Source organism: uncultured Ruminococcus sp. (genome assembly GCF_947301925.1).
GTDB lineage: Bacteria > Bacillota > Clostridia > Oscillospirales > Ruminococcaceae > Ruminococcus.
Map to the genome: position 1 here is coordinate 159794 of NZ_CAMYUE010000001.1, position 23508 is coordinate 183301.

The window sequence follows — 23508 nt, forward strand, 5'->3', positions numbered from 1 at the left end:
ATGGGCTGGACAGAACAACAGCAGAAAGCCATTAAAGCAAGAGATACTTCGCTGATAGTTTCTGCGGCAGCGGGAAGCGGCAAGACAGCTGTCCTTACGGAAAGGCTTGTACAGCTGCTTGCAGACAGCAGTTCCGGCGTGCACGCTGACAGGATGGTCGTTGTTACATTTACCAATGACGCCGCCGCAGAGCTGAAAAAACGTCTTGACAGCAAGCTGCGATCGATGATAGGCGATAATCCCGATGACAAACATCTTCTGAAGCAGCAGATACTCCTTCAGAGCGCAAGGATATCCACTATAAACTCATTCTGCTTTGACCTTATAAGGGATAATACCGGCGACAGCGGCATTACCTCCGCATTCAGCGTACTTGATGATACGGATAACAAGGTGCTGAGAGCTGCTGCTATGGAGGAGCTTATAAACTATTACTGCGAACACGAATACGAGAAGATATCTTTTATGTATGACCATTTCTGTATAAAGGACGAAAGGAGACTCGTTGAGGTAATAGAGCGGGCTGACAATTTTCTTTCCTCTGTAGCTCTCAGGGACAAATGGCTTGACAGAGCTGTAGAGATGTACAGACCCGAATTCAGAGATTCAGAGTATTACAGCAGACTTTTCGATTCGATAACAGCGAAGCTTGAGAAGGCTGTGGCAGCGGCTGATGATAATATCGGGATGATAAGCAGGATCTTTCCGGATATGTCGTCTGCGGCGGCGGAGAAGTCGTTGGGCCAGGCTGAGGAGGATTATGACAGGATAAGCAGGCTTGCTGAGATTTTCAGGGAAAAGCGTTTCCCGACTGCCGAAGAGGCGGAGCAGGCAATGGCTTTTTCATCTCTTGTGCGTCTGGGAAAGGCACCGCATGATAGTGCACTCAGGGAGATATACAAGAAAAAGCGCGACATAATAAAAAACACAGTAAAAAGTGTAATAAACAGCATAGAAGCCGTAGAAAGCGATTATGCCGAATGCGGAGAGGTCACTGTTATACTGGCAGAGATGCTTAAAAAGTTCAGCGAGATACTCTGGGAGAAGAAATGCGAAAAAAACGCACTTAGCTTTGACGACGGAGAACGTCTCGCTCTGGAGATACTTGCCGCAGAGGACGAAAACGGCAGGATAGTGCAGTCTGAGACTGCTCTGAGAATAGCTGAACACTATGATATAATAATGATAGATGAGTATCAGGATTCTAATAATAAACAGGATCTGATCTTCAAGCTCATATCAAAGAATTACAGGCTTGACGAAAACGGCGGTCCGCTTTACGGAAACAATGTATTCCTTGTAGGCGATGTGAAACAGTCGATATATCGTTTCAGGCTTGCAAATCCACGTAACTTTATAAATACGCTGAGAGCCTCGGTCCCGTACTCCGAGAGCAGCGATGCGTCAAATAGTTCGATAGCTCTTAATAAGAACTTCAGAAGCTCTCCGCAAGTCATTGATTTTGTAAATTATGTGTTTTCAAGGATAATGTCCGAAAAATGCGGCGATATCGACTATACTGATGAAGAGAGACTTTATTTCGGTGCAGAGCAGTATTCGGAAAGCGACTACGAGAAGCGGCTCGCAAGTATCGCATTTATTAAGGACGACGCAGATGATGACGAGGAGCAGGCAGAAAAAAGCAATACAAATAAAGAAGCGGTATATACAGCTTCAAGGATCGCTGAAATGCTCGGAAACGGGATTTTGGTAACTGATAAGGACGGTTCGGAGCGTCCTTGCAGACCTTCAGACTTCTGCATACTTGTAAGGAACAATGTACATATAAATACATATGCCGATGAGCTTAACAGGATAGGTATACCTGCAAAGGGCAGCGAAGAGACGGGATATCTGAGATCACGGGAGATAGCTGTGCTTATTGATCTTCTCAGGATAATAAGCAATCCTCTTCAGGATATATCCATGGCGGCTGTTATGACATCGCCGATGTATATGTTTTCCGTTTCCGATATAGCTATCATCAGATCATATGATAAGAACAGACATCTTTTCCCGATAATACGCGGGATCGTTGACGGAGAATATCCCGCCTTTGATGATATGTTCCTGATGGAGAGATGCAGAGAATTCCTTGATTCTCTTGACAGATTCAGGCTTGATTCGGTAACAATGACCATTGGCGAGCTTATAGGCGAGATATATGATACTACGGATTTCATATCTGTTATGCAGCTGTACAGCGACGGTGATAAAAAACGTGCAAATCTTCGCGCTTTGATACAGTATGCTCAGAATTACGAGTCCACAGCAGCTTTTGACGGTTCGGGAGGCCTTAACGGCTTCCTTAGACATCTTGACAGAGTAATGGAAAACGGAGATTATGCACAGGGAAAGGTTTCAGCATCCGCAGGCGACTATGTATCCGTCATGACGTTCCATCGCTCAAAAGGGCTTGAATTTCCGTTCGTGTTTATTGCAGAGACCTCTGTAGGCTTCAAATTTGATTCAAAGCCTGTGATGTGCAGTACCGACGGCAGGATAGGATTTATGCTTTACGATCCTGTTTTGCTCAGGAAATACAAGACATTCCAGCAGGTAATGCTTGCCGGGGAAGAGGAGAAGGATACAAGGAGCGAGGAAATGAGGCTTCTTTATGTTGGTCTTACAAGGGCGCAGCAAAAACTGTTCATCAATCTTAAATGCGGTGAAAAGGCTCTGAAAAGGGTAAGAAACCTTATTGACAGCATTATGCTTCATAACGGAGATATTTCTGATTCTGTCGGAGAGGCGAAAAGTTTTTCTGACTGGCTTTGGTTAAGCATCATGGGAGATCCCTGCTTTAAAAACATAGCTGAGGATATAGGCATCGATATGAGCGATATACTGCTTGATACTGAGGAAAGAGAAAAGCAGGTGTTTATATATGATATCGCTGAAGGCATTTCCGAAGCCGATGATGAAGCTGAAGAAGAGCAGACTGAGGCGTTGCCTGATGAAGCGCTTGTGAGCAGAATGAATGATATCATATCCTTCCATTATGATAAAACACTTTCGGAAACTCCCGCAAAGCTCAGTGTTACGCAGATAACCAAGAAGCTGAAGGACAGCGATGAGCTGTTTGACATGAAACTGAGACGGCCGAGACTCTTTTCCTCCGACCATAAGCTTACAGGTGCAGAGAGAGGAACGGCAATACATACATTTTTCCAATACTGCGATTTTGATAATACTATCAGAAATGTCGGTGATGAGATATCGAATATCGTAAATAAGGGGTACATAAGTCAGGCGGAAGCGGATTCGATAGACACGGCCAATGTTTCTGCGTTTTTTGAAAGTGATCTTTACGGTAGGATATGCAGAGCCGGGAAATATGTCCGCGAGAAGAAATTCATGGTAGCGGTATCTGAACTTAAAACAGATATAGATACGCTTGAAAAGCTGAAAAGCTCTGAAGGGATGATAAAGGGCATAATAGATCTTATGTTTGAAGAAAAAGACGGCATAGTGATAGTTGACTATAAATCCGACAGGGGAGTATCTCTTGAAAAACTGAAGGAGAGATATTCGATGCAGCTGAAGCTTTACAAGGCTGCTATTGAGCTGACGACCGGAAAGCGCGTAAAGGAAGCATTTTTGTATTCCTTTGAGCTGAGAGATAAGATTAAAGCTGATATATGATACATAAAAGCTCCCGAACTTGCTCGGGAGCTTTTTAACGTGTATTCAACAGATTGATTTGTTACATAGTGATAATATCAACCACTTGGTTTGTGCAAATCGTAGAAATATATCGGCTTGGAAAATTTTGTTGACAATAAATGAAATTTGTATTATAATAAAATATACAGAGATATAAAAACTGAGGTGTAGAATGAACAAAAGAAGGAAACAAAGGCGCAATGCTAACTTGTTAAAAGCAGGCACAGCGGTTTTCCTTTTAGTTCTTATATTTGGCGGTGCTTTTGCAGCACGGTGCTGGTGGAAACGCGACGGGCGTACTGTCCCTGCCGTATCTGTTTCGTCATGCACAGCTTGCGAAGCTACAGGCGAAGTGCCTGTATTTACCGTTACCACTACAGAACAATCAGAGGAAGCAGCGGTGCCTTTTGTTGTTTTTCCTGAAAAGACGGACAAGTCTGTGAAATTCAAAAAGGAATACGACGCTAAGAATGCTATTCTGATAAATGTAGACGACAATGAGGTCGTAGCGTACAGAGATGAACATATACAGTTGTATCCTGCTTCGCTGACAAAAATAATGACTCTTATTGTTGCGGTTGAGAATATAGATGACCTTTCGGCTGCCATTCCGATAACGTATGAAATGGTGGCTCCATATATAGCTCTGGACGCATCCAGGGCAGGCTTTGAACCTGATGAGACTCCTACAGCAAAGGATGTTCTTTACGGAATGATTTTATGCTCGGGAGCAGACGCGTCGCTTGCGGCTACTGAGTATGTCGCGGGTTCAGAGGCCGCCTTTGTGGAGCTCATGAACAGTAAATGCGATGAGATCGGTCTGAAACATACGCATTTTACTAATGTGGTGGGGCTCCACGATAAAAATAATTACAGTACGGCAGAGGATATCGCTGTTTTGCTTGAATATGCAATAAAGAACGATACCTGCCGTGAGATCCTTTCAGCGGTAGAGTACAAAGTACCGCCGACTGAACAGAATCCCGAAGGCCTGACCTTCAGCAGCACTCTTTTCAGCAGGATGTATGGCGATGAGATGCCGGGCGTCAGAGTGCTGGGAGGAAAGACCGGTTTTATTGATGAAGCCGGCAACTGCATGGCAAGTTTTGCGGAGGTGAACGGTAAAACATATATACTTGTTCTTTGCGGCGGAACCACCAGCTGGAACAATGTGTATAATACACTAAGCGCATACAGTGAGTATTGTGCAGGCGGAAAGCCTTATATTCCGTCTGATGAAAAAGAGAAATAAAAAGATAGATAATGTAGAACAAATATCGGAGGATATGTATAATGAAAGAGACAAAGAAAAACAAGCTCAAGCTGAGCCGTGTTCTTCTTGCGATGGGTATAATTGTAGGTACCCTTTTTGGTGCTGATACTCTTAGAAGGGGACTGGCTTCACAGCAGCCATATAATCTTACTATAAAAGGCGATTTCCGCAGTTCGGAGGCTGCTACGCAGGCCTCAACAGGCAGCAGTCTTGGTTTTACTTCGGCTGATGAAGGAACAACTGCTTTTGAGGGAGTAAAGTATCTAGGATATTCTGAGTGCGAGCTCCTGAAGAAAGATGTATCGGACGGACTGCTGTCGGTATACAACGAAAAGTCTCCCGCGAAGGAATCCCATCAGGGAACAATGGTGGATCTTTCGGAGGAAAAGAATGAATTCTACAGCCTTGTTGATGAAAATGTTTATCTCAACGAGGATGCAGCAGAAGCTTTTAACCGTATGATGGAGGATTACGCAAACGAAACAGGTCTTGCTGATTTTATCGTTTACGGTACTACTGATACATTTACAGGCGAAGGATCATATTGTCCCGAGACTTTTTACGATTCAAAGGCCGGATACTGTGTTGATCTTGCTCTCAACGCCTATGGTTCCGTTTTGACGTATGACGGATATGATGCCGAGGGCTGGGTGGTTGAGAATTGCTGGAAATATGGATTTATTGTCAGATATCCCGAAGGTAAGAAGAGCATGACGGGTTATGAATACTGTCCGTGGCATCTCAGATATGTCGGCGAGATTCATGCGGCGATAAGCACACAGAAAAAAATGTGCCTTGAGGAATATGTTGAATTCCTTGAACAGTATACGTTTGATGATCCTTATACTTTCTCGTTTAACGGAGAGGCTTATCAGATCTACTCTGTTACAGGCGATGAGGACAAGCTTACAACAAGGGTGCCTGTATCGGGTAATTATGAGCTTTCAGGTGATAATAAGGATTCATTTATAATAACGGCACATAAAGTTTGATGGGTAAAGGAGCAGCCAAGGCTGCTCCTTTACATTTATCGTCGGATATTCGCATATAATCATATGAGGTGATCGTATGCGAAGTTTTTTCAGAATTATGTCTGTTATCGTTTCGTTTTTGCTTGTTTCACTTGTTGTCTGCGGGGCGGGGGACAAGGAGAATATAAGCGGAAAATCCTATGTTTTAATGGAAGCTGATACCTGTACGGTGATCGAGGGCAGTGAGTATTCCCGGCGATTGAAGGTAGGCGCCCTCAGCAAGCTTATGAGTATACTTCTTATAGCAGAGGATATAGATTCGGGAGAATTCACAGTTAACGATATTCTTACCGCATCTGACAGCGTAACAGGTACAAAAGGATCTGTGATATGGCTTGAGAGCGGAGATAAGCTTTCTGTTGATGAATTGCTGAAAAGCGTTATTGTGGGAAATTCAAATGATGCCCTGACTGTTCTTGCGGAACGCTCGGCAGGCGATATAGGGACTTTTATAGCGGATATGAACGCAAGAGCGTTTGACCTTGGCCTGAAAGATACATATTTTGAGAGCCCCTATGGATACAGCGGAGAAGCTGCATATTCATCCGCACATGATATTGCAGTGATATGCGCCGAGCTCTCAAAGCATGATTTTCTTACACATTATTTCAGGATATGGCGTGATTTCGTGAAGAACGGACAGGTTGAGCTCGTAAATGAAAATGAGCTGTCGCGGACTTACGGAAGCCATATCGGCTTCAAAGCCTGTCATTCGGACGAATGTGGATATTGTATTGCCGAAGCGGCTCGAGGTGATGACGGGTCAGCGTTTATTGCTGTTATCCTTGGGGATAATGAGGCAGAATTATGCTTTAAGAGCTCGAAAAAGCTGCTCAAGAAAGCTTTTAACGGATATAAGCTGTCTTTGACTATGTTTCCTGACGAAATGCTTGCTCCTCTCAGAGTAAAAAACGGTACGGAATCTGCGGTGGAGATATGTATAAGCAGACAGGGGAAGGCTGTAGTACCTGTCGGATCGTCAGAGCTTAGAACGAAGGTCGTTATTCCTGAATATATATCAGCTCCTGTGCGTGAGGGCCAGGCTGTAGGAACGGCTGCTTTTTACAATGGTGATAACCTGGTTTTTGAGGCTGATATTATAACTAAATCACCTGTACAGGGACTGCGGTTACCCTATGTAATAGGATGCTTATTGTTTAAACTGATAGAAAAATGATGTTGAAATAGTGATAAATGTACAAATGTTTATAATGTTCTGTAAAGGGACTTGAAAAAAATCCGAAAATATAGTATCATAAAGATGGTAAATTATATTTGTATGGCTTTTCATACATATTGGAGGTAAATTCTAATGTCTTTGAAACTCAACACCAAATACTTGAAGGATTTTGTCAATGCAGACGAAATGGCCGGTATCAAGGCTCAGGTCGAGGCTGCTGCACAGTCCCTTCACAGCAAGACAGGTCTCGGTAATGACTTTTTAGGCTGGGTGGAGCTTCCCACAGCTTATGATAAGGAGGAATTTGCGAGGATCAAGGCTGCTGCTGAGAGGATCAAGGCTAATTCCGATATTCTTATAGTTATCGGTATCGGCGGTTCCTATCTTGGCGCAAGAGCTGCTATCGAGCTCCTCAAGTCGCCTCTTTATAATAATATGAAGAAGGATACTCCTGATATCTATTATGTTGGAAACAGCATCAATCCTGCTTATCTCAACGAGATAATCGCCCTGTGCGACGGCAAGGATTTCTCTGTAAATGTCATCTCTAAGTCAGGTACAACTACAGAGCCCGCGCTTGCTTTCCGTATCTTCAAGAAGATGGTGGAGGATAAATACGGCAAGGAAGAGGCTAAAAACCGTATCTTTGCAACAACAGACAAGGCAAGGGGAACTCTGAAGAACCTTTCCGATGCTGAGGGTTATGAGACATTTGTTATTCCTGATGACGTTGGCGGACGTTTCTCTGTTCTTACAGCTGTCGGACTTCTTCCTATTGCAGTTGCAGGCTGTGATATCGACGCTCTTATGAAGGGTGCTGCAAAGGCTCAGGCTGATTTCTGCGCTGATTTTGACAACAATGACTGCTATAAGTATGCAGCTCTCAGAAATATCCTCTACAGAAAGGGCAAGTCTGTTGAGATGCTGGTTTCATACGATCCCAGTTTTGTAATGATGTCAGAGTGGTACAAGCAGCTCTTCGGCGAAAGCGAAGGCAAGGACAATAAGGGTATATTCCCGTCAGCAGCAGTTTTCTCAACTGATCTTCATTCAATGGGTCAGTACATTCAGGACGGCGCAAGGATACTCTTTGAGACTGTCGTTGATATCAAGAAGCCCAAGACAGATCTTTTCCTTGAGGAAGATGCCGAGAACCTTGACGGTCTTAACTTCCTTACAAATCAGAATATGTCAGTAGTTAACAGAAAGGCTTTTGAGGGTACGGTTCTTGCTCATACAGAGGGCGGAGTTCCGAATATCATTCTTGAGCTTGATGATACAACAGAAGAAAATGTAGGTTACATGATCTACTTCTTTGAAAAGGCTTGTGCTATCTCGGGTTATGTTCTTGGTGTAAATCCATTTAACCAGCCCGGCGTTGAGAGCTATAAGTCAAATATGTTCGCTCTTCTCGGCAAGCCCGGTTATGAAGGCGCAAAAGCTGCTCTTGAAGCTAAGCTCGGCTGATCGGTCTGTTTAGCTCATATAACAAATATAATACGTCATAAATGCCTAAAGGCACGGAAGGAGTAAATTATGATTAAACTTATTACAGGTAAAAAAGGCACAGGTAAAACAAAGATACTTATTGACCAGATCAACGAGGCTGTAAAGTCTACAAACGGCAATCTTGTTTGCATCGAAAAGGGCGATAACATCAGACGTTCTATCAGCTTCAGAGTTAGATGGTGCGATACAGAGAGCTTTTCAATCGAGGGCGCAGATGCTTTCTACGGTTTTGTAGCAGGTATGCTTGCAGGCAACTACGATATCAAGGACGTTTTTGTTGACGGTATCCTTAAGATCGTTGGCCGTGATTACGATGCTCTCGGAGCACTTTTCGAGAAGCTCGATAAGCTTACAGGCGAGGAAGCTACTATCGTGTTTACAGTTTCCGCTGATGACAGCGAGCTTCCCGAGAGCGTAAAGCAGTTTATCAAGTAATTCAGCTGAAAAAATGAAAATTTTTACACCTAACTATTGACATATCATGTCATCTGGTGTATAATATATCTTATGGTGCTCTGAAGGATTATAATATGAAGATCAATTTAAAACAGATATTTGATATCGTTGGAGAATCAAGGAACTTTAGCTATGAGATCGGCTCTGAAGAGCTCGACGGAGTTAAGGGATATGTTTTTGCATCTCCTGTAAGTCTGAGCGGAAGAGTGTATAACAGGGCGGGAGTGATCTATCTTGAGTATTCCGCTGTATTTGATATACTTCACACCTGTGACAGATGTCTCAGGGAGTTTTCAAAGAGTTATGATCTCAGCTTTGAACATATTGTTGTTCCTTCCCTCAGCAACAGCGATAATGATGATTATATCATTGCTGATGGTGAGAGCATTGAAGTGAATGAAATTGCGCTGACCGATATGCTTCTCAGTTTACCGACAAAGGTGCTCTGCAAGGAAGACTGCAAAGGACTTTGTATGGTTTGCGGCTGTGATCTTAACGAGAATCAGTGCGATCATCTTAATAATAATGAGCTGTGAAGCTCTGTAAGGAGGTGCCAGAATGGCTGTACCGAAGAGAAAAACTTCCAAGGCAAGACGTGATAAGAGACGCAGTGCTGTTTGGAAGCTTGAAGCACCCGCAATGTCCAAGTGTGATAACTGCGGCGCATATAAGGCTCCGCACAAGGTTTGCAAAAACTGCGGATTCTATAAGGGCGTTGAGGTCCTTAAGATCGACGCTGAATAATCGGCTTGATCCGATAAAAGAGAAGGAGAGGAGGAGAGATCCTTCTCTCCTTTTTAAGTGTTTGGAGTTTTTTTATGGTTAAGATCAACAGTGTTCAGCCTAATTCTCCCTCGTTCAGAAGCGGAGTAAAAAAAGACGATATACTCGTCAGGATCAATGGTCACGGTATCAAAGATGTACTTGACTATATGTATTATGCGGCAGATACTGAAGTCACTCTTGAACTGCTGCGTGATGACGAAACTATTGTGATCGATATCATAAAGGATGAATATGACGATCTGGGGCTTGAATTTGAGACGTTTCTTATGGACAGCAAGCAGTCTTGCAGCAATAAGTGTGTCTTCTGCTTCATAGACCAGATGCCTCCCGGAATGAGAGAGACCCTGTACTTCAAAGACGATGACGCCAGGCTTTCTTTTTTGCAGGGAAATTATGTTACTCTTACCAATATGCATCAGGAGGATATAGACAGGATCATTGAGATGAAACTGAATATCAATGTTTCTGTACATACCACAAACCCAGAGCTAAGAGTCAAAATGATGCATAACCGCTTTGCAGGCGAAAAGCTCAAATTTATCTGGCAGCTTGCTGAAAGCGGTATAAAGCTCAATTGCCAGATCGTATGCTGTCCGGGACTCAATGACGGAGATGAGCTCAGAAGATCACTGACTGATCTTGGTACACTTATGCCAAACATCACGAGTATGGCTGTAGTGCCTGTGGGCGTAACAAAGTTTCGTCAGGGGCTTTACCCTCTTGTAGGCTTTACCAAGGAAACAGCAGGGGAGACTATTGATATTATCGAAGAATTCCAGCAGGTGTTCCTCGAAAAATTCGGTACGCGTACAGTCTTTCCTTCGGACGAGTTCTATCTCATCGCTCAGCGTGAATTGCCGCCTATGGAGGCTTACGAGGATTTTTCTCAGTACGAGAACGGCGTAGGTATGCTAAGGTCGCTGATCGATGAGTTTGACAAAGCACTTGAAATAGCAGAATGGGAGGGCGGAAAGAGACACGTTTCGATCGCAACAGGCTATTCTGCGTATACGACCATATACGACCTTGCCAGAAAGGCAGAGGAAAGATTCCCTGAACTGAAATGTGACGTGTATCGTATAAGGAATGATTTCTTCGGCGAAACCATTACTGTTACAGGTCTCATAACTGCTCAGGATCTTATTGCTCAGCTCAAAGGCAAGGACCTCGGTGACAATCTGCTTTTGTCACAGGCAATGGTAAGGCGTGATTCGGATGTATTTCTTGACGATCTTACTATTAGCGATGTTGAAAGAGAGCTTGATGTGGTCATCCGTACGACTCCAAGTGACGGATATGAGCTTCTTGACGCCATAATGGGTATTACATATTGAATTATCATAAGCCTTTATCAGCAATATGCGGAGAATGATCTGCTTTTCTGACAGGTGTTTGCATTATAATTTCTGAAGAAAGGGGAATGGAAAATGTCTTTGCCTATAGTTGCAGTGGTCGGACGTCCTAATGTAGGAAAGTCCACCCTTTTCAACAAGCTGATAGGACAGCGGCTTTCTATAGTTGAGGATACTCCGGGAGTTACCCGCGACCGTATTTATTCAAAATGCGAATGGCGCGGCAAGGAGTTTATGGTAGTCGATACAGGCGGTATCGAACCAGACAGCAATGATGTGATCCTCTCACAGATGAGAAGGCAGTCTGAACTGGCTATTGAAAAGGCAGATGTTATAGTTTTCGTTACCGATATCAGGTGCGGAGTTACTGCGGATGATTATGCTGTTGCTCAGATGCTGCTGAAAAGCGGAAAGCCTGTTGTACTTGCGGTTAATAAGGTCGACAGTCTTGGAGATCCTCCTATGGAGCTTTATGAGTTCTATAATCTGGGACTTGGAGATCCGTATCCTATCTCGTCAGTTCATGGTCATGGTACAGGTGATATGCTGGATAAGGTGTTTGAATGCCTTCCTGATACTGAGGAGACGGTATATGATGAGGATCATATAAAGGTCGCTGTGATAGGAAAGCCAAATGCCGGCAAGTCCTCTCTCATAAACAAGATAGCAGGTGAGGAGCGTGTCATAGTTTCTGACATCGCTGGAACTACACGAGATTCAACGGATACTGTCATCGAAAACGAATACGGTAAATTTGTATTCATTGATACCGCAGGTATAAGAAAAAAATCCAAGGTTACCGAAAAGGTAGAGCATTACAGTGTTCTCAGAGCTTATATGGCTGTTGACCGCGCTGATGTGTGTGTTATAATGCTTGATGCGGCCGAGGGCTTTACCGAGCAGGATTCAAAGGTGGCAGGCTATGCCCATGAACAGGGAAAAGCCTGTGTAGTTGCGGTCAATAAGTGGGATCTTATCGAGAAGGATGATAAGACCATGCAGGAATACAGAACAAAGCTCGAAAACGATTTCAGCTTTATGTCCTATGTTCCGTTTGTGTTTATCTCCGCTAAGACAGGTCAGCGCATCAATAAGCTGTATGAGCTTATCAAGTACACCTATGAACAGAACAGTATGCGTATTTCTACCGGAATGCTGAACGATGTACTCGCTTATGCGACTACGAGAGTTCAGCCTCCGTCGGATAAGGGAAGGAGACTGAAAATATACTATATGACTCAGCCTTCCACAAAACCGCCCACATTTGTTACGTTCGTCAACAGGGCTGACCTTTTCCATTTTTCATACAGAAGGTATATTGAAAATCAGATACGCTCGACGTTCGGACTTGAAGGAACTCCTGTTCGTTTTATAGTCCGCGAGAGGGGAGGAAATGATAAATAATGAAAGTTTTGCTCTCGATAATAGCTGCCGCTGGCCTTGGATACTTTCTTGGCAGCATGAATTTTTCCATAATCGTTGTCAGAATGATGACCGGCAGAGATATCCGCGACATGGGAAGCAAGAATGCAGGTCTTACAAATACGCTGAGATGTGCGGGAAAGACCTGTGCGTTATTCACGCTGATCGGAGACCTTATGAAGGGTATCGTGGCTGTAGCTCTCGCAAGAGGCTTCTGCCATCTTATCCATGCAGGCATGATGCCTGGTAATGATACTCATTATATCGGGTATATTGCGGGATTCTTTGCTATTCTTGGCCATGTTTTCCCGATTTACTACAGCTTCAAGGGCGGAAAGGGCGTTCTTGTAGGAGCGGCTTCGTTTATTGCAGTTGACTATAAAGTTTTCCTTGCACTTCTGGCTATATTTGTTGTAATGCTTGCTCTTTCAAAGTACGTTTCTCTTGCTTCCATAATATCTACAGCATACTGTCCTCTTGCGACACTGCTCATGTCGTGGCTGATCGACGGATATTCCTTTGGACGAAGTTTTCTGTATTTATTATTGTCGCTTCCCATGGCGGCAATGGTCATTTGGATGCATCGTTCAAATATAGAGAGGCTTCTTGACGGAAGCGAGAATAAGTTTTCGTTCAGCACCATAAATATTAAATGACATAAAAGCAGAAGGAGTGAAATCTAATGGCTAAGATCGTAATACTCGGATCAGGCGGTTTCGGGCTCAGTCTTGCAATTATGGCTGAGCACTGCGGACACGATGTAACTGTATGGTCAAAATTCCAGTCTGAGATAGATGATATACGTTCTCATGGCGAGCACGTTCAGAAGCTTCCCGGAGTTCCCGTTTCGGAGAGCATAGCTATGACAAGCGATATATCGTGTATAAAGGGCTGTGATGTGCTTATATTCGGTATACCGTCTTCATTTGTAAGGGATGTTGCTAAATCGGCAGCACCTTATGTTGACGATAAAATGATCATTGTCAATACAGGCAAGGGCCTCGAGGAAGGCAGCCTCAAGACACTGAGCGAGGTCATAAAGGAAGAGATCCCCACAAATAAGCTTGTGGTACTTTCCGGACCTTCTCATGCTGAGGAAGTTGCCAGATGCGTTCCGACTACCATAGTGGCTGCATCTGAAAATCATGAGGCAGCAGAATTTGTTCAGCGCGAATTCGGAAACAGCTATCTCAGGATATATCTTAATGATGATGTCAAGGGCTGTGAGATCGGCGGTGCGCTGAAGAATATCATAGCACTGTGTGTTGGTATATGTGACGGTCTTGGCTATGGAGACAATACAAAAGCAGCTCTCATGACAAGAGGTATACATGAGATCGCAAGACTTGGCAAGGCGTGTGGTGCTGATGTGACTACATTCAGCGGACTTACAGGTATAGGAGATCTTATTGTTACCTGTACAAGTATGCACAGCCGCAACAGACGTGCAGGAATACTCATCGGACAGGGCGTGTCTCCGGAGGAAGCGGTAGAGCGTGTAGGTACTGTTGAGGGATATTTCTGCTGTAAGGCGGCATATGATCTTTCGAGACGTCTTGGCGTGGAAATGCCTATAACAGAGCAGCTGAATGAGGTGCTCTTCAACGGCGGCGATGTAAGACTTGCTCTGGGCGCTCTTATGAATCGTCCCCAGAATTACGAAGAATTATAAGATCTACTATATGAGGTGAGTTCAGTTGATAAATATTTGCGATTACAGAGGGCATATCCGTAACTGGAGAACGCTTTGCGAGGAGCTCGGTATTGACAATACTCTTTACCGCGAGGAGCGTGAAAAGGCTATTATTGTAAAGGCATATGAAAAATGGGGCAGGGAAATGGCTGACCATTTTTACGGAATGTTTGCTTTTGCACTTTATGATAGCGATAAGGATAAGTATTTCTGTCTGAGAGATCAGTTTGGCACCAAGCCCTTCTATTACTATGTAACAGCGGATAACAGACTTCTTTGCGGTACATACATCAGGGACATCATTGATAAGGAAGGATTTGTGAAGGAGCTTAACGTTGATATGCTCCAGATCTATATGACGCTGACCTATGTTGCAGGTGAGGATACATTCTTCAAGGGCGTTAAAAAGCTTATGCCGGGACACTGGCTTGAGTTTGAGAAAGGAAAGCTCACCATCGGAAGATACTGGACTCCCACTTTTGCTCCCGATGAATCAAAGTCTCTTGATGAATGGGCTGACGAGATACATGAGACGCTTGGAAACATCTTCCCCGAGGTAAAGGATGATGATGAAATAGCCGAGTCATTCCTTTCAGGCGGAGTAGACTCATCATACGTTCTTGCTATGTCAGACGCAAAGAGAGCAGATTCCTGCGGCTACGATGAAGAACGCTTTGATGAATCCCGTGTTGCTGCAAAAACAGCTGAGCTGCTCAATGTCGAGCACAGCATTGCCAATATTCAGCCTAAGGATTTCTTCGATATCGTTCCCTTTGTAATGTACAATATGGAGCAGCCTCTCGGCGACGCCTCTGCTATAGTATTTACTCTCGGCTGTAAAGCAACAGCTCAGCATACAAAGCTTTGCTATTCGGGTGAAGGAGCAGATGAATTCTTCGGCGGCTACAATATGTACCGTAATGCAGAACGTTACGGTGAGAATCTCAAGACCTTCTACGTTGGCAATACCAATATCATGAAGGAAGACGAGAAGCAGCGCATTCTGAAGCATTATGATCCTAATGTACTTCCTATTGATCTGGTAAAGTATATTTATGACGAGACCGAAGGACTTGATCCGCTTACCAAAATGTCTGATGTTGACATACAGATCTGGCTTGAAGGAGATATTTATCTCAATGTTGACAAGATGAGTACAGCCTGCGGACTTGAGATACGTATGCCTCTCACTGACAGAAGGATATTTGATATTGCTTCCCGTATGCCGTCGAAGTACAAGGTGAATGACGAAATGAACAAGGTGGCATTCAGAATGGCAGCTGCAAAGGTGCTTCCTGAGGAGATCGCATTCAGAAAGAAGCTCGGATTTATAGTTCCGATAAGGATCTGGCTGGCTGATGAACGCTATAATGCTGATGTAAGAGCAAAATTCAACAGCGATACAGCGGCTGAATTCTTTGATCTTGATGAGATAAATGCAATATTTAATGATTATGTCGGCGGAAATTCTGATAACTGGCGTAAAGTTTGGACTATATATACCTTCCTTGTATGGTATGAGGAGTATTTTGTAAAAAGATAATGAAATTAAAACAGCACCTTTGGCTTCATCGTTCAAAGGTGCTGTTTGATATAAAACGAAGGGAATACATGATATGAATGTAAGTAAATATCTTGAAATACTTCATGTATCTGAGAGATTAAAGGATACTTTGAGACACTGTACTACAACAAATGGACGTACCGAAAGCGCTGCTGAGCACAGCTGGCGTGTTGCACTCATGGCGTTACTGCTGAATGATGAATTTCCTGATGCTGATATCGGTAAGTTGACGGAGATGTGTATCATACATGATCTCGGCGAGTGTTTTACCGGGGATATACCCACATTTATAAAAACAGATTCGGACAGAGATACTGAGGATGATCTCCTTGATGAATGGGTAAAGTCTCTTCCGGAAGGTCTGTCCGAACACTGGTCATCACTGTATGCTGAGATTAAAGAGCAGAAAACGCTGGAATCCAGGATATTCAAGGCACTTGATAAGCTTGAAGCGCTGGTACAGCATAATGAATCACCAATAGATACATGGTCGGATAATGAATTTGAGCTTAACAAGACATACGCCTTTGATACCGTTGAGTTTTCTGATTGGTTGACAGAGCTCAGAAAAGCGATACTGAACGAAACGATAGAAAAGATCAGAAAAAATGGATAAAAATGCGCCTTGAAGGTTGTTGGCCTTCAAGGCGCTGGTTTTTATTCAAGTACGGGCATAAAAGCAAGAGCACCGATTCCTTTTGCCTTAGCTTCAGCCTGAGCGAATGTAAGTTCCTCTGCAGTGATATATGAAATACCGTTATCGTTGTTATAAACTTCAACTCCAACGATCTCTGAACCGGTTGGAACACGGAAATACCACTTTGAACTGTAATTCTCGATCTTTTCGACAAATGAATCATCAGAAGCTGATTCCCATGACTGAGAGAATACAGTCACCTTGTGCTTTACAGCTTCGATAACATCTCCCAGCACAGCGCTTGCAGTGGGGAATTTACCTGCGCCTCTTCCGTAGAACATCGTCTGATCGATACCGTCACCGTATACGAGTACAGCATTGAATACGTCATTTACTCCGGACATGATACTGTCATATGAAACAAGAGTAGGCATTACGCAGGGGAGGATCTTTCCGTTATCAAGCTTTGTGACAGAAGCAACAAGCTTTATGGCGTATCCGAGAACGTCAGAAGCTTCTACATCGCAGAGCTGAATGTCCTTTATTCCCTTTGTAAAGACGCTTTTCGGATAAACGTGTCTGCCGAATACAAGTGAGGAAATAATACATATCTTGCGGCAGGCGTCGTGACCCTCTATATCAGCAGTAGGATCCTTTTCGGCATATCCAAGCTCCTGAGCGAGCTTCAGAGCTTCATCAAACGGCATATTGTCGTTATACATCTTTGTGAGTATGAAGTTTGTCGTGCCGTTGAGAATACCTGCGACCTTGGTAATATCATTAGCTGCAAGACAGCGGTGTAAAGGTCTGATTATCGGGATCGCACCGCCGACGCTTGCTTCAAAGAAGAAGTTGCAGTTATGATCCTTGGCGGTTTTGAGGAGAATATCGCCTTTTTCAGCTACAAGCTCCTTGTTGGATGTAGAAACGCTCTTGCCCTTTTCAAGGCAGGCTTTTACAAAAGTGAATGCCGGTTCAACACCGCCCATGCACTCAGCAACAGAAACTACCTCGTCATCATTAAGGATATCGTCAAAATTCTTGGTGAATTTATCCTGATAAGGCGAATCGGGGAAATCTCTGAGATCAAGGATATACTTTATATCCATTTCGTGACCTGCACGCTTTTCGATACTTTTACGGTTTTTGTAAAAGAGCTCAACAACACCTGAGCCAACAACACCGTGGCCTAATACTGCAAATTTGACTGACATAAATAGAAAACCTCCGTAAACTACTCGGCGGAGAGGATCTTGACCTCTAAAACGCCATCGAGTTCAGTAATTGAATTAAGTGCGGCAAGTTCGTTGTCGGACTCGCCGGTAAGCCTGAGTGAAATATTGACAGCAGCCGCACCGTCTACGGGAATGCTCTGATTAACAGTCAAAATATTAGCATTCAGGTTATGAAGAAAAACAAGAGCGCTTGAAAGAATTCCTGGACTGTCACTGAGAAGCAGATAGATGTTTACTATCTTTCTGTTAAAAAGCTCCTCATATGAGAAAACGCTGTCCTTGTATTTATAGTAAGCACTTCTTGAAATGCCGATACGTTTACAGGCTGAAGCAAAGCTTTTTTCGCCCTTCTGGGCCATCAGCTTCTTTACTTCGAGAACCTTGGTAAAAACCTCGGGGAGTATTTTGGCATCGGCAACGATAAGCTGTGATTTGGTATCCATAATAAATCACCTTTAAGTTTTTTGTGAAAAACGTCCGTCGGAGACGTACAATTGTATTCCACATACTTACTATAACATTTTTTCATTATTTTGTCAAGACTAAAAAATTAAAGGATAATCAAGCTAATTTATCTATATTGCTAAAAGCTCCGTAGATTTCTGCGGAGCTTTTACTTATCAGTGTTATTCAGTATCTTTTGTCTGTACTGCAAGGCTGCCTGTTCCTGCTTGTTATCTCCGAAATTGTAGTATACATGATCTTTCAGGGCATCAGGTAGATACTGCTGCTTGACATAATGATCGGGGAAGTTGTGAGGATAAAGGTAATGCTGTCCTACGACCTTTGCACCTTTTCCGTCGAAATGAACATTCTGAAGATGACGCGGGAAATCAAGCGCATCGCAGCTTTTCAGATCGTCCAGAGCAGCGTCTATAGCCATACAGGCGCTGTTGGATTTTGGAGCAGTTGCCATAAGTATAATGGCTTCTGCGATAGGAAGCTTTGCTTCGGGGAGACCCAGCTGTAAAGCAGAATCCACACATGCCTTAACTATTGGAACTGCCATAGGGTAGGCCAGACCTACGTCCTCAGAGGCGATACAGAGCATACGTCTGCAAAGTGATATTATATCTCCTGCTGCGATCAGACGGGCAGCATAATGGAGAGCAGCATTTTCGTCCGAGCCTCTTACAGACTTGTGAAAAGCCGAGAGTATATCATAGTGCTGGTCGCCGTCGCGGTCGTAACGCATATTGCTTCTTTGAGCGAGAACCTCGAGAGACTCGTCGGTAACAGTCACTTTGCCGACGGAGGCTTCGCCGCAGACTACTGCAAGCTCTGCTGTGTTCATTGCCTTGCGTACATCTCCGCCGCAGCTATATGCGATCTTAGTGATGATATCTTCAGACGCGTTAACTTCATAGCCGTTTTCCTCGGAAATGATACGAAATGCGCGTTTTATAGCGGGAATAAGCTGCTCGGCAGTAACGGGCTTGAATTCAAATACTGTGCTTCGGCTGATAACTGCGTTGTATACTGCAAAATACGGATTTTCAGTAGTTGAAGCTATCAGCGTGATATCTCCGTTTTCAATGTATTCAAGGAGGCTTTGCTGCTGCTTTTTGTTGAGGTACTGTATCTCATCGAGGTACAGGAGTATACCGTTTTCGCTGCCGAAAGTTCCGATATCGGCAACAACGTCCTTGATGTCAGAAAGTGAGGCGTTGGTACCGTTGAGTTTGTACAGTGACATTCCACAGTTTTCAGCTATGATACGGGCGACAGTGGTCTTGCCGACTCCCGACGGTCCGTAGAATATCATGTTGGGAACAGTTCCGCTTTCGATTATGCGGCGCAGGGGCTTGCCTTCTGAGAGGATATGCTCCTGACCGACTACATCAGAAAGGGTCTTAGGACGTATTTTATCGGCTAAAGGTGCAGACATAGCGGTTCTCCTTTCGTTTTACTTTGCAGGTGCGGTTATTTCAAGGTGATTTCCCTCTGAATCAGCAAATTCCGCGACCCAATTGCTTCCGATGCGTGTAACAGGGAAGCAGACCTTTTTCCCTTCAAGCTTTTTCATCAGGTGATCGAGGCTGTCAACGCTTATGCTGGGCAGACAGTTGGTCCCGAAAGTGTGGGGCTCATTGGTCTTTTTATATGCAAACAAGCCCAAGCGAAAGCCGCTCACTTCAAAAACACTGTATATTTCGTCTTTTTCAGTAACTTTCTGCTCGAAAAGCTCTTCATAGAATCTTATTGCTCTTTCCATGTCATTGACACACAGGTAGAGCGAATTAATATGAAATCTCATAGCTATTTCCTTTTTTTGATCTATTATATCTCAATTCATTTTTAACAGCTAAATCTCAATCTATAATATAATTAAAAAAATATCGGGACGGACAGCTTGTCCGTCCCTTGATGTTTATTGATTACTTGTAAAGCGGGAATTTCTCGCAGATAGCGTTTACGCCTGCACGGATCTCGTCTGCTTTGTTCTCGAAATCTGTAGCGCAGAGGTAGATGTACTCAGCGATCTTTTCCATTTCCTCAATGCCGAGACCTCTTGTAGTAACAGCGGGAGTACCGATTCTTATGCCGCTTGTTACAAAAGGCTTCTCGGGGTCGTTATGGATAGCATTCTTGTTTACTGTGATATAGACCTCGTCAAGTCTGCGCTCAAGCTCCTTGCCTGTGATGTTGAAAGGACGGAGATCAACCAGCATGAGGTGGTTGTCTGTACCGCCTGATACGAGGTTGAAGCCTCTCTTGAGGAGTCCGTCGGCAAGTGCCTTGGCGTTAGCAACTATTCTCTGCTGATAGTCCTTGAATTCGGGCTTGAGAGCTTCGCCGAAGCATACAGCCTTAGCAGCAATGGTGTGCATAAGAGGACCGCCCTGTGTTCCGGGGAAGATAGCGGAATTGATCTTCTTAGCGAGGAATTCGTTGTTTGTGAGGATAAGACCGCCTCTTGGTCCGCGGAGAGTCTTATGTGTAGTAGTTGTTGTTATATCAGCATAGGGAACAGGGGACTCGTGGCAGCCTGCTGCAACAAGACCTGCGATATGAGCCATATCTACCATAAGGAGTGCGCCCACAGCTCTTGCGATCTCTGAAAGACGCTTGAAGTCGATAGCGCGGGGATAAGCAGAAGCACCTGCAACGATAAGACGGGGCTTTGTTTTGTTAGCAAGCTTGTAAAGCTCGTCATAGTTGATAGTTTCTGTCTCGTCATCAAGACCGTATGAAACGAAGTTGAAGTACTTACCCGAAAGGTTAACAGGTGAACCGTGTGTAAGGTGGCCGCCGTCTGCAAGGCTCATACCGAGAACGGTATCACCGGGCTGGAGAACAGCGAAATATACAGCAGTATTAGCCTGTGCACCGGAATGGGGCTGAACGTTTGCGTACTTGGCGCCAAAGAGCTTGCAGGCTCTTTCGATTGCTATAGCTTCGACTTCGTCAACGCACTGGCAGCCGCCGTAGTAACGCTTTCCGGGATAGCCCTCAGCATACTTGTTTGTGAGAACACTGCCCATAGCAGCCATTACAGCAGGTGAAACTATATTCTCGCTTGCGATGAGCTCGAGATTTCTCTGCTGACGTGCAAGCTCCTTTCCCATTGCTTCACCGACAGCGGGATCGTAGCCTTTTACGAAACCGATTGAATCCATAAGATCGTTGTACATTATAAGCACTCCTTTAATAATTGTGTTTTGCGAAAATGCATTACTTTATAATTATACATTATAATCTGATAAATTTCAATAGGAAAAGCAAAAAAAGTTGGCATAAAAGAAAAATCCCCTGTGTATACAGGGGAGAACGGTTATTTGATGCCGAGGATCTCATCATAATCGAAGAAATCGTCCCAGTCCACAGTTTTCTGAGATGTGGAGGCAACAGCGTAATATCTGAGAATATGCGAAGCGTCACGCGCATCAAGCTTGCCGTCCATATTCACGTCTGAGAGAGTTAACATCTTGTCTGAGACAGTGTAGTCCTTTGAAGCGGCCATATTTGCGTATGTAGCAAGCACCTGAGAGGCGTCTGTTGAGTTTATGGAGCCGTCGCTGTTTACATCTCCGAGACCTCTGTGGTATATTATTTCAAATGAACATAAGGATTTCTGATCTCCGAGAGGGTACACGGTTATCGTAGCCTTGTCTCCTTTAGCGAAAGCTTCCTTCAAAGATGAAGGCTTGGCTGTACAGCTTTCGGATACATCTACAATGCTTTCCTCGGTTTTGTAATTGCCTTTTTCATCCTTTTCGGGCGTCTGGACAGTCATTTTGATCGAAGCTTCGAATCCTGCCAGTGATACTTCACCGTCCAACGTGTAGTATCTGTGCTTGGCGGGAGGCTTTATATGTGTGATAGAAGCGGTTTTTGATAAAGCGTGTATGGTATAGTCTGCATCAGCGAAATCAGGCTTGATATCCCAGGAAGAAAAGTCTTGTTCGGTATACTCATCGAGATGCTTATGAAGCGATTTTGTATTGACATCGGAATAGTTTATCGGATCACCTTCTTCTATGTTGAAGGACGTCATTACATTTCCGTCAAAGTCAAGAAATGTTATATTGTATTTCTTTAAGGTCGTAGGTTCTTTTTTCGGTTCAGCCGTTGTCGAGATATTATCTGAAGGGTCTTTATCCGCGGCAGCGTCTTCCTTTGTGGTATCAGCAGCTGCCGAAGCTGCTGCAACTGCGCCCGAGAGGAGCAGCGTTGATATTAAAGCCGATATCGTTTTTTTGATTAACATATTAACACCTATCCGTTTCCGATGCAGAATAATCTGCAGAATTTAGAGAGCCTTTCGCATGCGTAGGCATAACGTTCCATAGAAAGCCTCAGAAGCATGAAATTAGCATATATCAGACGCTGTGTATCCACATCATAGGAATATATGGCATAAAGAATCACTTCATTCTCTCCGATATCCTTTGCGGCTTCAACCGCCATTTCGTGATACTCTTCAAACCGTTCTTCGATATCCCACAGTCTGTAAAAGCCCCGATATACAGAATCGATATAAAGGTCTATATCAAAGTCCATGATACACAGCTCCTTTTTATTCTTCCTTCCTGTCATCAGAAGGAACACTGGCTGAAGCGTTGATCTTCTTTTTCTTTATTCTGAAAGTGATGAATGCAGTAATTACAGCAGTAGCAATGAAAACTGTTATCATGATAAATGCAGCGGCGCCTTTTGATACTCCGCCTGTGTTTTCAGACTGAGCGGCGAAAGCATTTCCGCCGATGTTAATAAGAGAATAAACTGCAAAAAAAGCAGAAAAGAAGCCTGAAAAAATAATATTACTGATCTTTTTCACGATATCAGCTCCTTGTAGGACGTTAAGTTTTTATAATGGGTTCACTGCTTTCATTATAGCATATTATGGCAGATAAAGCAACAGCCGCAGTGATAATTTTTATAAATCTGCTGTCTTTTGCTGAAAAATGAGTACCTGTAATAAAGTACAGATCCGCAAACGGCTTAAAAAAGGCAAAAAAAGCATTGAAAAAATTTTTTTGAAAAAATTCAAAAAAACCCTTGACAAAACCTTATATGGGTGATATAATATATATCGTTGATTGCGATGAACCAATCGTCTGGGTGTGGCGCAGTTGGTAGCGCGCTACCTTGGGGTGGTAGAGGCCGTGGGTTCAAGTCCCGTCACTCAGACCAGATGCGATCAGCATTACCCCGGAATCCGATACTCTTTTGAGTATCGGATTTTTTTGTGCATTGACTA

At 43.8% G+C, this 23508-nt stretch carries 22 protein-coding genes and 1 tRNA gene; 15 read left to right on the top strand and 8 right to left on the bottom strand.

Features of this window, described 5'->3' with window-relative positions; translation table 11 throughout:
• From addA to Q0Y65_RS00785, 14 genes are all read left to right on the top strand, one after another.
• Positions 1-3645 (top strand): helicase-exonuclease AddAB subunit AddA, encoded by a 3645-nt coding sequence (gene addA, locus Q0Y65_RS00720; protein ID WP_297955534.1) that lies wholly within the window; start codon positions 1-3, stop codon positions 3643-3645.
• Positions 3646-3838: 193 nt separating this feature from the next.
• Complete coding sequence (locus Q0Y65_RS00725) at positions 3839-4918, top strand: serine hydrolase (RefSeq protein ID WP_297955537.1); 1080 nt, start codon at positions 3839-3841, stop codon at positions 4916-4918.
• A 41-nt stretch (positions 4919-4959) separates the two neighbouring features.
• Positions 4960-5931: a M15 family metallopeptidase gene (locus tag Q0Y65_RS00730; RefSeq protein ID WP_297955543.1), complete on the top strand. Its 972-nt coding sequence runs from the start codon at positions 4960-4962 to the stop codon at positions 5929-5931.
• Positions 5932-6007: 76 nt separating this feature from the next.
• Positions 6008-7147 carry a D-alanyl-D-alanine carboxypeptidase family protein gene (locus Q0Y65_RS00735; protein WP_297955546.1) on the top strand — a complete coding sequence of 380 codons (1140 nt, stop codon included), beginning with the start codon at positions 6008-6010 and terminating at the stop codon, positions 7145-7147.
• A 135-nt stretch (positions 7148-7282) separates the two neighbouring features.
• Positions 7283-8617 (top strand): glucose-6-phosphate isomerase, encoded by a 1335-nt coding sequence (locus tag Q0Y65_RS00740; RefSeq protein WP_297955548.1) that lies wholly within the window; start codon positions 7283-7285, stop codon positions 8615-8617.
• Between the two features lie 69 nt (positions 8618-8686).
• Positions 8687-9094 (top strand): hypothetical protein, encoded by a 408-nt coding sequence (locus Q0Y65_RS00745; protein ID WP_297955551.1) that lies wholly within the window; start codon positions 8687-8689, stop codon positions 9092-9094.
• Between the two features lie 95 nt (positions 9095-9189).
• Positions 9190-9651 carry a DUF177 domain-containing protein gene (locus Q0Y65_RS00750; protein WP_297955554.1) on the top strand — a complete coding sequence of 154 codons (462 nt, stop codon included), beginning with the start codon at positions 9190-9192 and terminating at the stop codon, positions 9649-9651.
• 22 nt (positions 9652-9673) lie between these two features.
• Positions 9674-9859 carry a 50S ribosomal protein L32 gene (rpmF, locus tag Q0Y65_RS00755; RefSeq protein WP_019678749.1) on the top strand — a complete coding sequence of 62 codons (186 nt, stop codon included), beginning with the start codon at positions 9674-9676 and terminating at the stop codon, positions 9857-9859.
• A 74-nt stretch (positions 9860-9933) separates the two neighbouring features.
• Positions 9934-11235: a DUF512 domain-containing protein gene (locus Q0Y65_RS00760; RefSeq protein ID WP_297955557.1), complete on the top strand. Its 1302-nt coding sequence runs from the start codon at positions 9934-9936 to the stop codon at positions 11233-11235.
• Positions 11236-11328: 93 nt separating this feature from the next.
• Positions 11329-12657, top strand: a complete 1329-nt coding sequence (gene der / locus Q0Y65_RS00765) for a ribosome biogenesis GTPase Der (protein WP_297955559.1) — start codon at positions 11329-11331, stop codon at positions 12655-12657.
• Positions 12657-13331 (top strand): glycerol-3-phosphate 1-O-acyltransferase PlsY, encoded by a 675-nt coding sequence (gene plsY / locus Q0Y65_RS00770; RefSeq protein ID WP_297955562.1) that lies wholly within the window; start codon positions 12657-12659, stop codon positions 13329-13331. Before der ends, plsY begins: the two co-directional genes overlap by 1 nt.
• A gap of 26 nt (positions 13332-13357) precedes the next feature.
• Entirely contained in the window at positions 13358-14347 is a 990-nt protein-coding gene (locus Q0Y65_RS00775; RefSeq protein ID WP_297955564.1) for an NAD(P)H-dependent glycerol-3-phosphate dehydrogenase, read from the top strand.
• Between the two features lie 25 nt (positions 14348-14372).
• The gene (locus tag Q0Y65_RS00780; protein ID WP_297955567.1) at positions 14373-15911 is read left to right on the top strand and encodes an asparagine synthetase B; all 1539 of its coding nucleotides are present in this window, start codon (positions 14373-14375) and stop codon (positions 15909-15911) included.
• A 73-nt stretch (positions 15912-15984) separates the two neighbouring features.
• The gene (locus Q0Y65_RS00785; RefSeq protein WP_297955569.1) at positions 15985-16548 is read left to right on the top strand and encodes an HD family hydrolase; all 564 of its coding nucleotides are present in this window, start codon (positions 15985-15987) and stop codon (positions 16546-16548) included.
• A 41-nt stretch (positions 16549-16589) separates the two neighbouring features.
• Here Q0Y65_RS00785 and Q0Y65_RS00790 read toward each other — a convergent pair whose 3' ends face one another.
• The 8 genes from Q0Y65_RS00790 to Q0Y65_RS00825 form a co-directional block, all read right to left on the bottom strand.
• Positions 16590-17783 (bottom strand): homoserine dehydrogenase, encoded by a 1194-nt coding sequence (locus tag Q0Y65_RS00790; RefSeq protein ID WP_297955571.1) that lies wholly within the window; start codon positions 17781-17783, stop codon positions 16590-16592.
• A gap of 20 nt (positions 17784-17803) precedes the next feature.
• Positions 17804-18247: an ACT domain-containing protein gene (locus Q0Y65_RS00795; protein WP_297955573.1), complete on the bottom strand. Its 444-nt coding sequence runs from the start codon at positions 18245-18247 to the stop codon at positions 17804-17806.
• 170 nt (positions 18248-18417) lie between these two features.
• Positions 18418-19692: a replication-associated recombination protein A gene (locus Q0Y65_RS00800; RefSeq protein WP_297955575.1), complete on the bottom strand. Its 1275-nt coding sequence runs from the start codon at positions 19690-19692 to the stop codon at positions 18418-18420.
• 18 nt (positions 19693-19710) lie between these two features.
• Positions 19711-20061: a VOC family protein gene (locus Q0Y65_RS00805; protein WP_297955578.1), complete on the bottom strand. Its 351-nt coding sequence runs from the start codon at positions 20059-20061 to the stop codon at positions 19711-19713.
• A gap of 121 nt (positions 20062-20182) precedes the next feature.
• The gene (glyA, locus tag Q0Y65_RS00810; protein WP_297955581.1) at positions 20183-21439 is read right to left on the bottom strand and encodes a serine hydroxymethyltransferase; all 1257 of its coding nucleotides are present in this window, start codon (positions 21437-21439) and stop codon (positions 20183-20185) included.
• Between the two features lie 140 nt (positions 21440-21579).
• A complete protein-coding gene (locus Q0Y65_RS00815) occupies positions 21580-22515 on the bottom strand; it encodes a dockerin type I domain-containing protein (protein WP_297955583.1) in 936 nt (311 codons plus the stop codon).
• An 8-nt stretch (positions 22516-22523) separates the two neighbouring features.
• Positions 22524-22808, bottom strand: a complete 285-nt coding sequence (locus Q0Y65_RS00820; RefSeq protein ID WP_297955586.1) for a hypothetical protein — start codon at positions 22806-22808, stop codon at positions 22524-22526.
• 16 nt (positions 22809-22824) lie between these two features.
• On the bottom strand, positions 22825-23085 hold the full coding sequence (locus tag Q0Y65_RS00825) for a hypothetical protein (RefSeq protein WP_297955588.1): 261 nt from the start codon (positions 23083-23085) through the stop codon (positions 22825-22827).
• Between the two features lie 280 nt (positions 23086-23365).
• Between Q0Y65_RS00825 and Q0Y65_RS00830 the strand changes: the two genes are divergently transcribed.
• Positions 23366-23441 (top strand) — tRNA-Pro (locus tag Q0Y65_RS00830).
• The last annotated feature ends 67 nt before the right edge of the window (positions 23442-23508 follow it).

Bases quoted from the DNA above. Each gene is read 5' to 3' on its own strand.
- addA (WP_297955534.1), top strand. From the start codon at position 1: ATGGGCTGGACAGAACAACAGCAGAAAGCCATTAAAGCAAGAGATACT.
- Q0Y65_RS00725 (WP_297955537.1), top strand. From the start codon at position 3,839: ATGAACAAAAGAAGGAAACAAAGGCGCAATGCTAACTTGTTAAAAGCA.
- Q0Y65_RS00730 (WP_297955543.1), top strand. From the start codon at position 4,960: ATGAAAGAGACAAAGAAAAACAAGCTCAAGCTGAGCCGTGTTCTTCTT.
- Q0Y65_RS00735 (WP_297955546.1), top strand. From the start codon at position 6,008: ATGCGAAGTTTTTTCAGAATTATGTCTGTTATCGTTTCGTTTTTGCTT.
- Q0Y65_RS00740 (WP_297955548.1), top strand. From the start codon at position 7,283: ATGTCTTTGAAACTCAACACCAAATACTTGAAGGATTTTGTCAATGCA.
- Q0Y65_RS00745 (WP_297955551.1), top strand. From the start codon at position 8,687: ATGATTAAACTTATTACAGGTAAAAAAGGCACAGGTAAAACAAAGATA.
- Q0Y65_RS00750 (WP_297955554.1), top strand. From the start codon at position 9,190: ATGAAGATCAATTTAAAACAGATATTTGATATCGTTGGAGAATCAAGG.
- rpmF (WP_019678749.1), top strand. From the start codon at position 9,674: ATGGCTGTACCGAAGAGAAAAACTTCCAAGGCAAGACGTGATAAGAGA.
- Q0Y65_RS00760 (WP_297955557.1), top strand. From the start codon at position 9,934: ATGGTTAAGATCAACAGTGTTCAGCCTAATTCTCCCTCGTTCAGAAGC.
- der (WP_297955559.1), top strand. From the start codon at position 11,329: ATGTCTTTGCCTATAGTTGCAGTGGTCGGACGTCCTAATGTAGGAAAG.
- plsY (WP_297955562.1), top strand. From the start codon at position 12,657: ATGAAAGTTTTGCTCTCGATAATAGCTGCCGCTGGCCTTGGATACTTT.
- Q0Y65_RS00775 (WP_297955564.1), top strand. From the start codon at position 13,358: ATGGCTAAGATCGTAATACTCGGATCAGGCGGTTTCGGGCTCAGTCTT.
- Q0Y65_RS00785 (WP_297955569.1), top strand. From the start codon at position 15,985: ATGAATGTAAGTAAATATCTTGAAATACTTCATGTATCTGAGAGATTA.
- Q0Y65_RS00790 (WP_297955571.1), bottom strand. From the start codon at position 17,783: ATGTCAGTCAAATTTGCAGTATTAGGCCACGGTGTTGTTGGCTCAGGT.
- Q0Y65_RS00795 (WP_297955573.1), bottom strand. From the start codon at position 18,247: ATGGATACCAAATCACAGCTTATCGTTGCCGATGCCAAAATACTCCCC.
- Q0Y65_RS00800 (WP_297955575.1), bottom strand. From the start codon at position 19,692: ATGTCTGCACCTTTAGCCGATAAAATACGTCCTAAGACCCTTTCTGAT.
- Q0Y65_RS00805 (WP_297955578.1), bottom strand. From the start codon at position 20,061: ATGAGATTTCATATTAATTCGCTCTACCTGTGTGTCAATGACATGGAA.
- glyA (WP_297955581.1), bottom strand. From the start codon at position 21,439: ATGTACAACGATCTTATGGATTCAATCGGTTTCGTAAAAGGCTACGAT.
- Q0Y65_RS00815 (WP_297955583.1), bottom strand. From the start codon at position 22,515: ATGTTAATCAAAAAAACGATATCGGCTTTAATATCAACGCTGCTCCTC.
- Q0Y65_RS00820 (WP_297955586.1), bottom strand. From the start codon at position 22,808: ATGGACTTTGATATAGACCTTTATATCGATTCTGTATATCGGGGCTTT.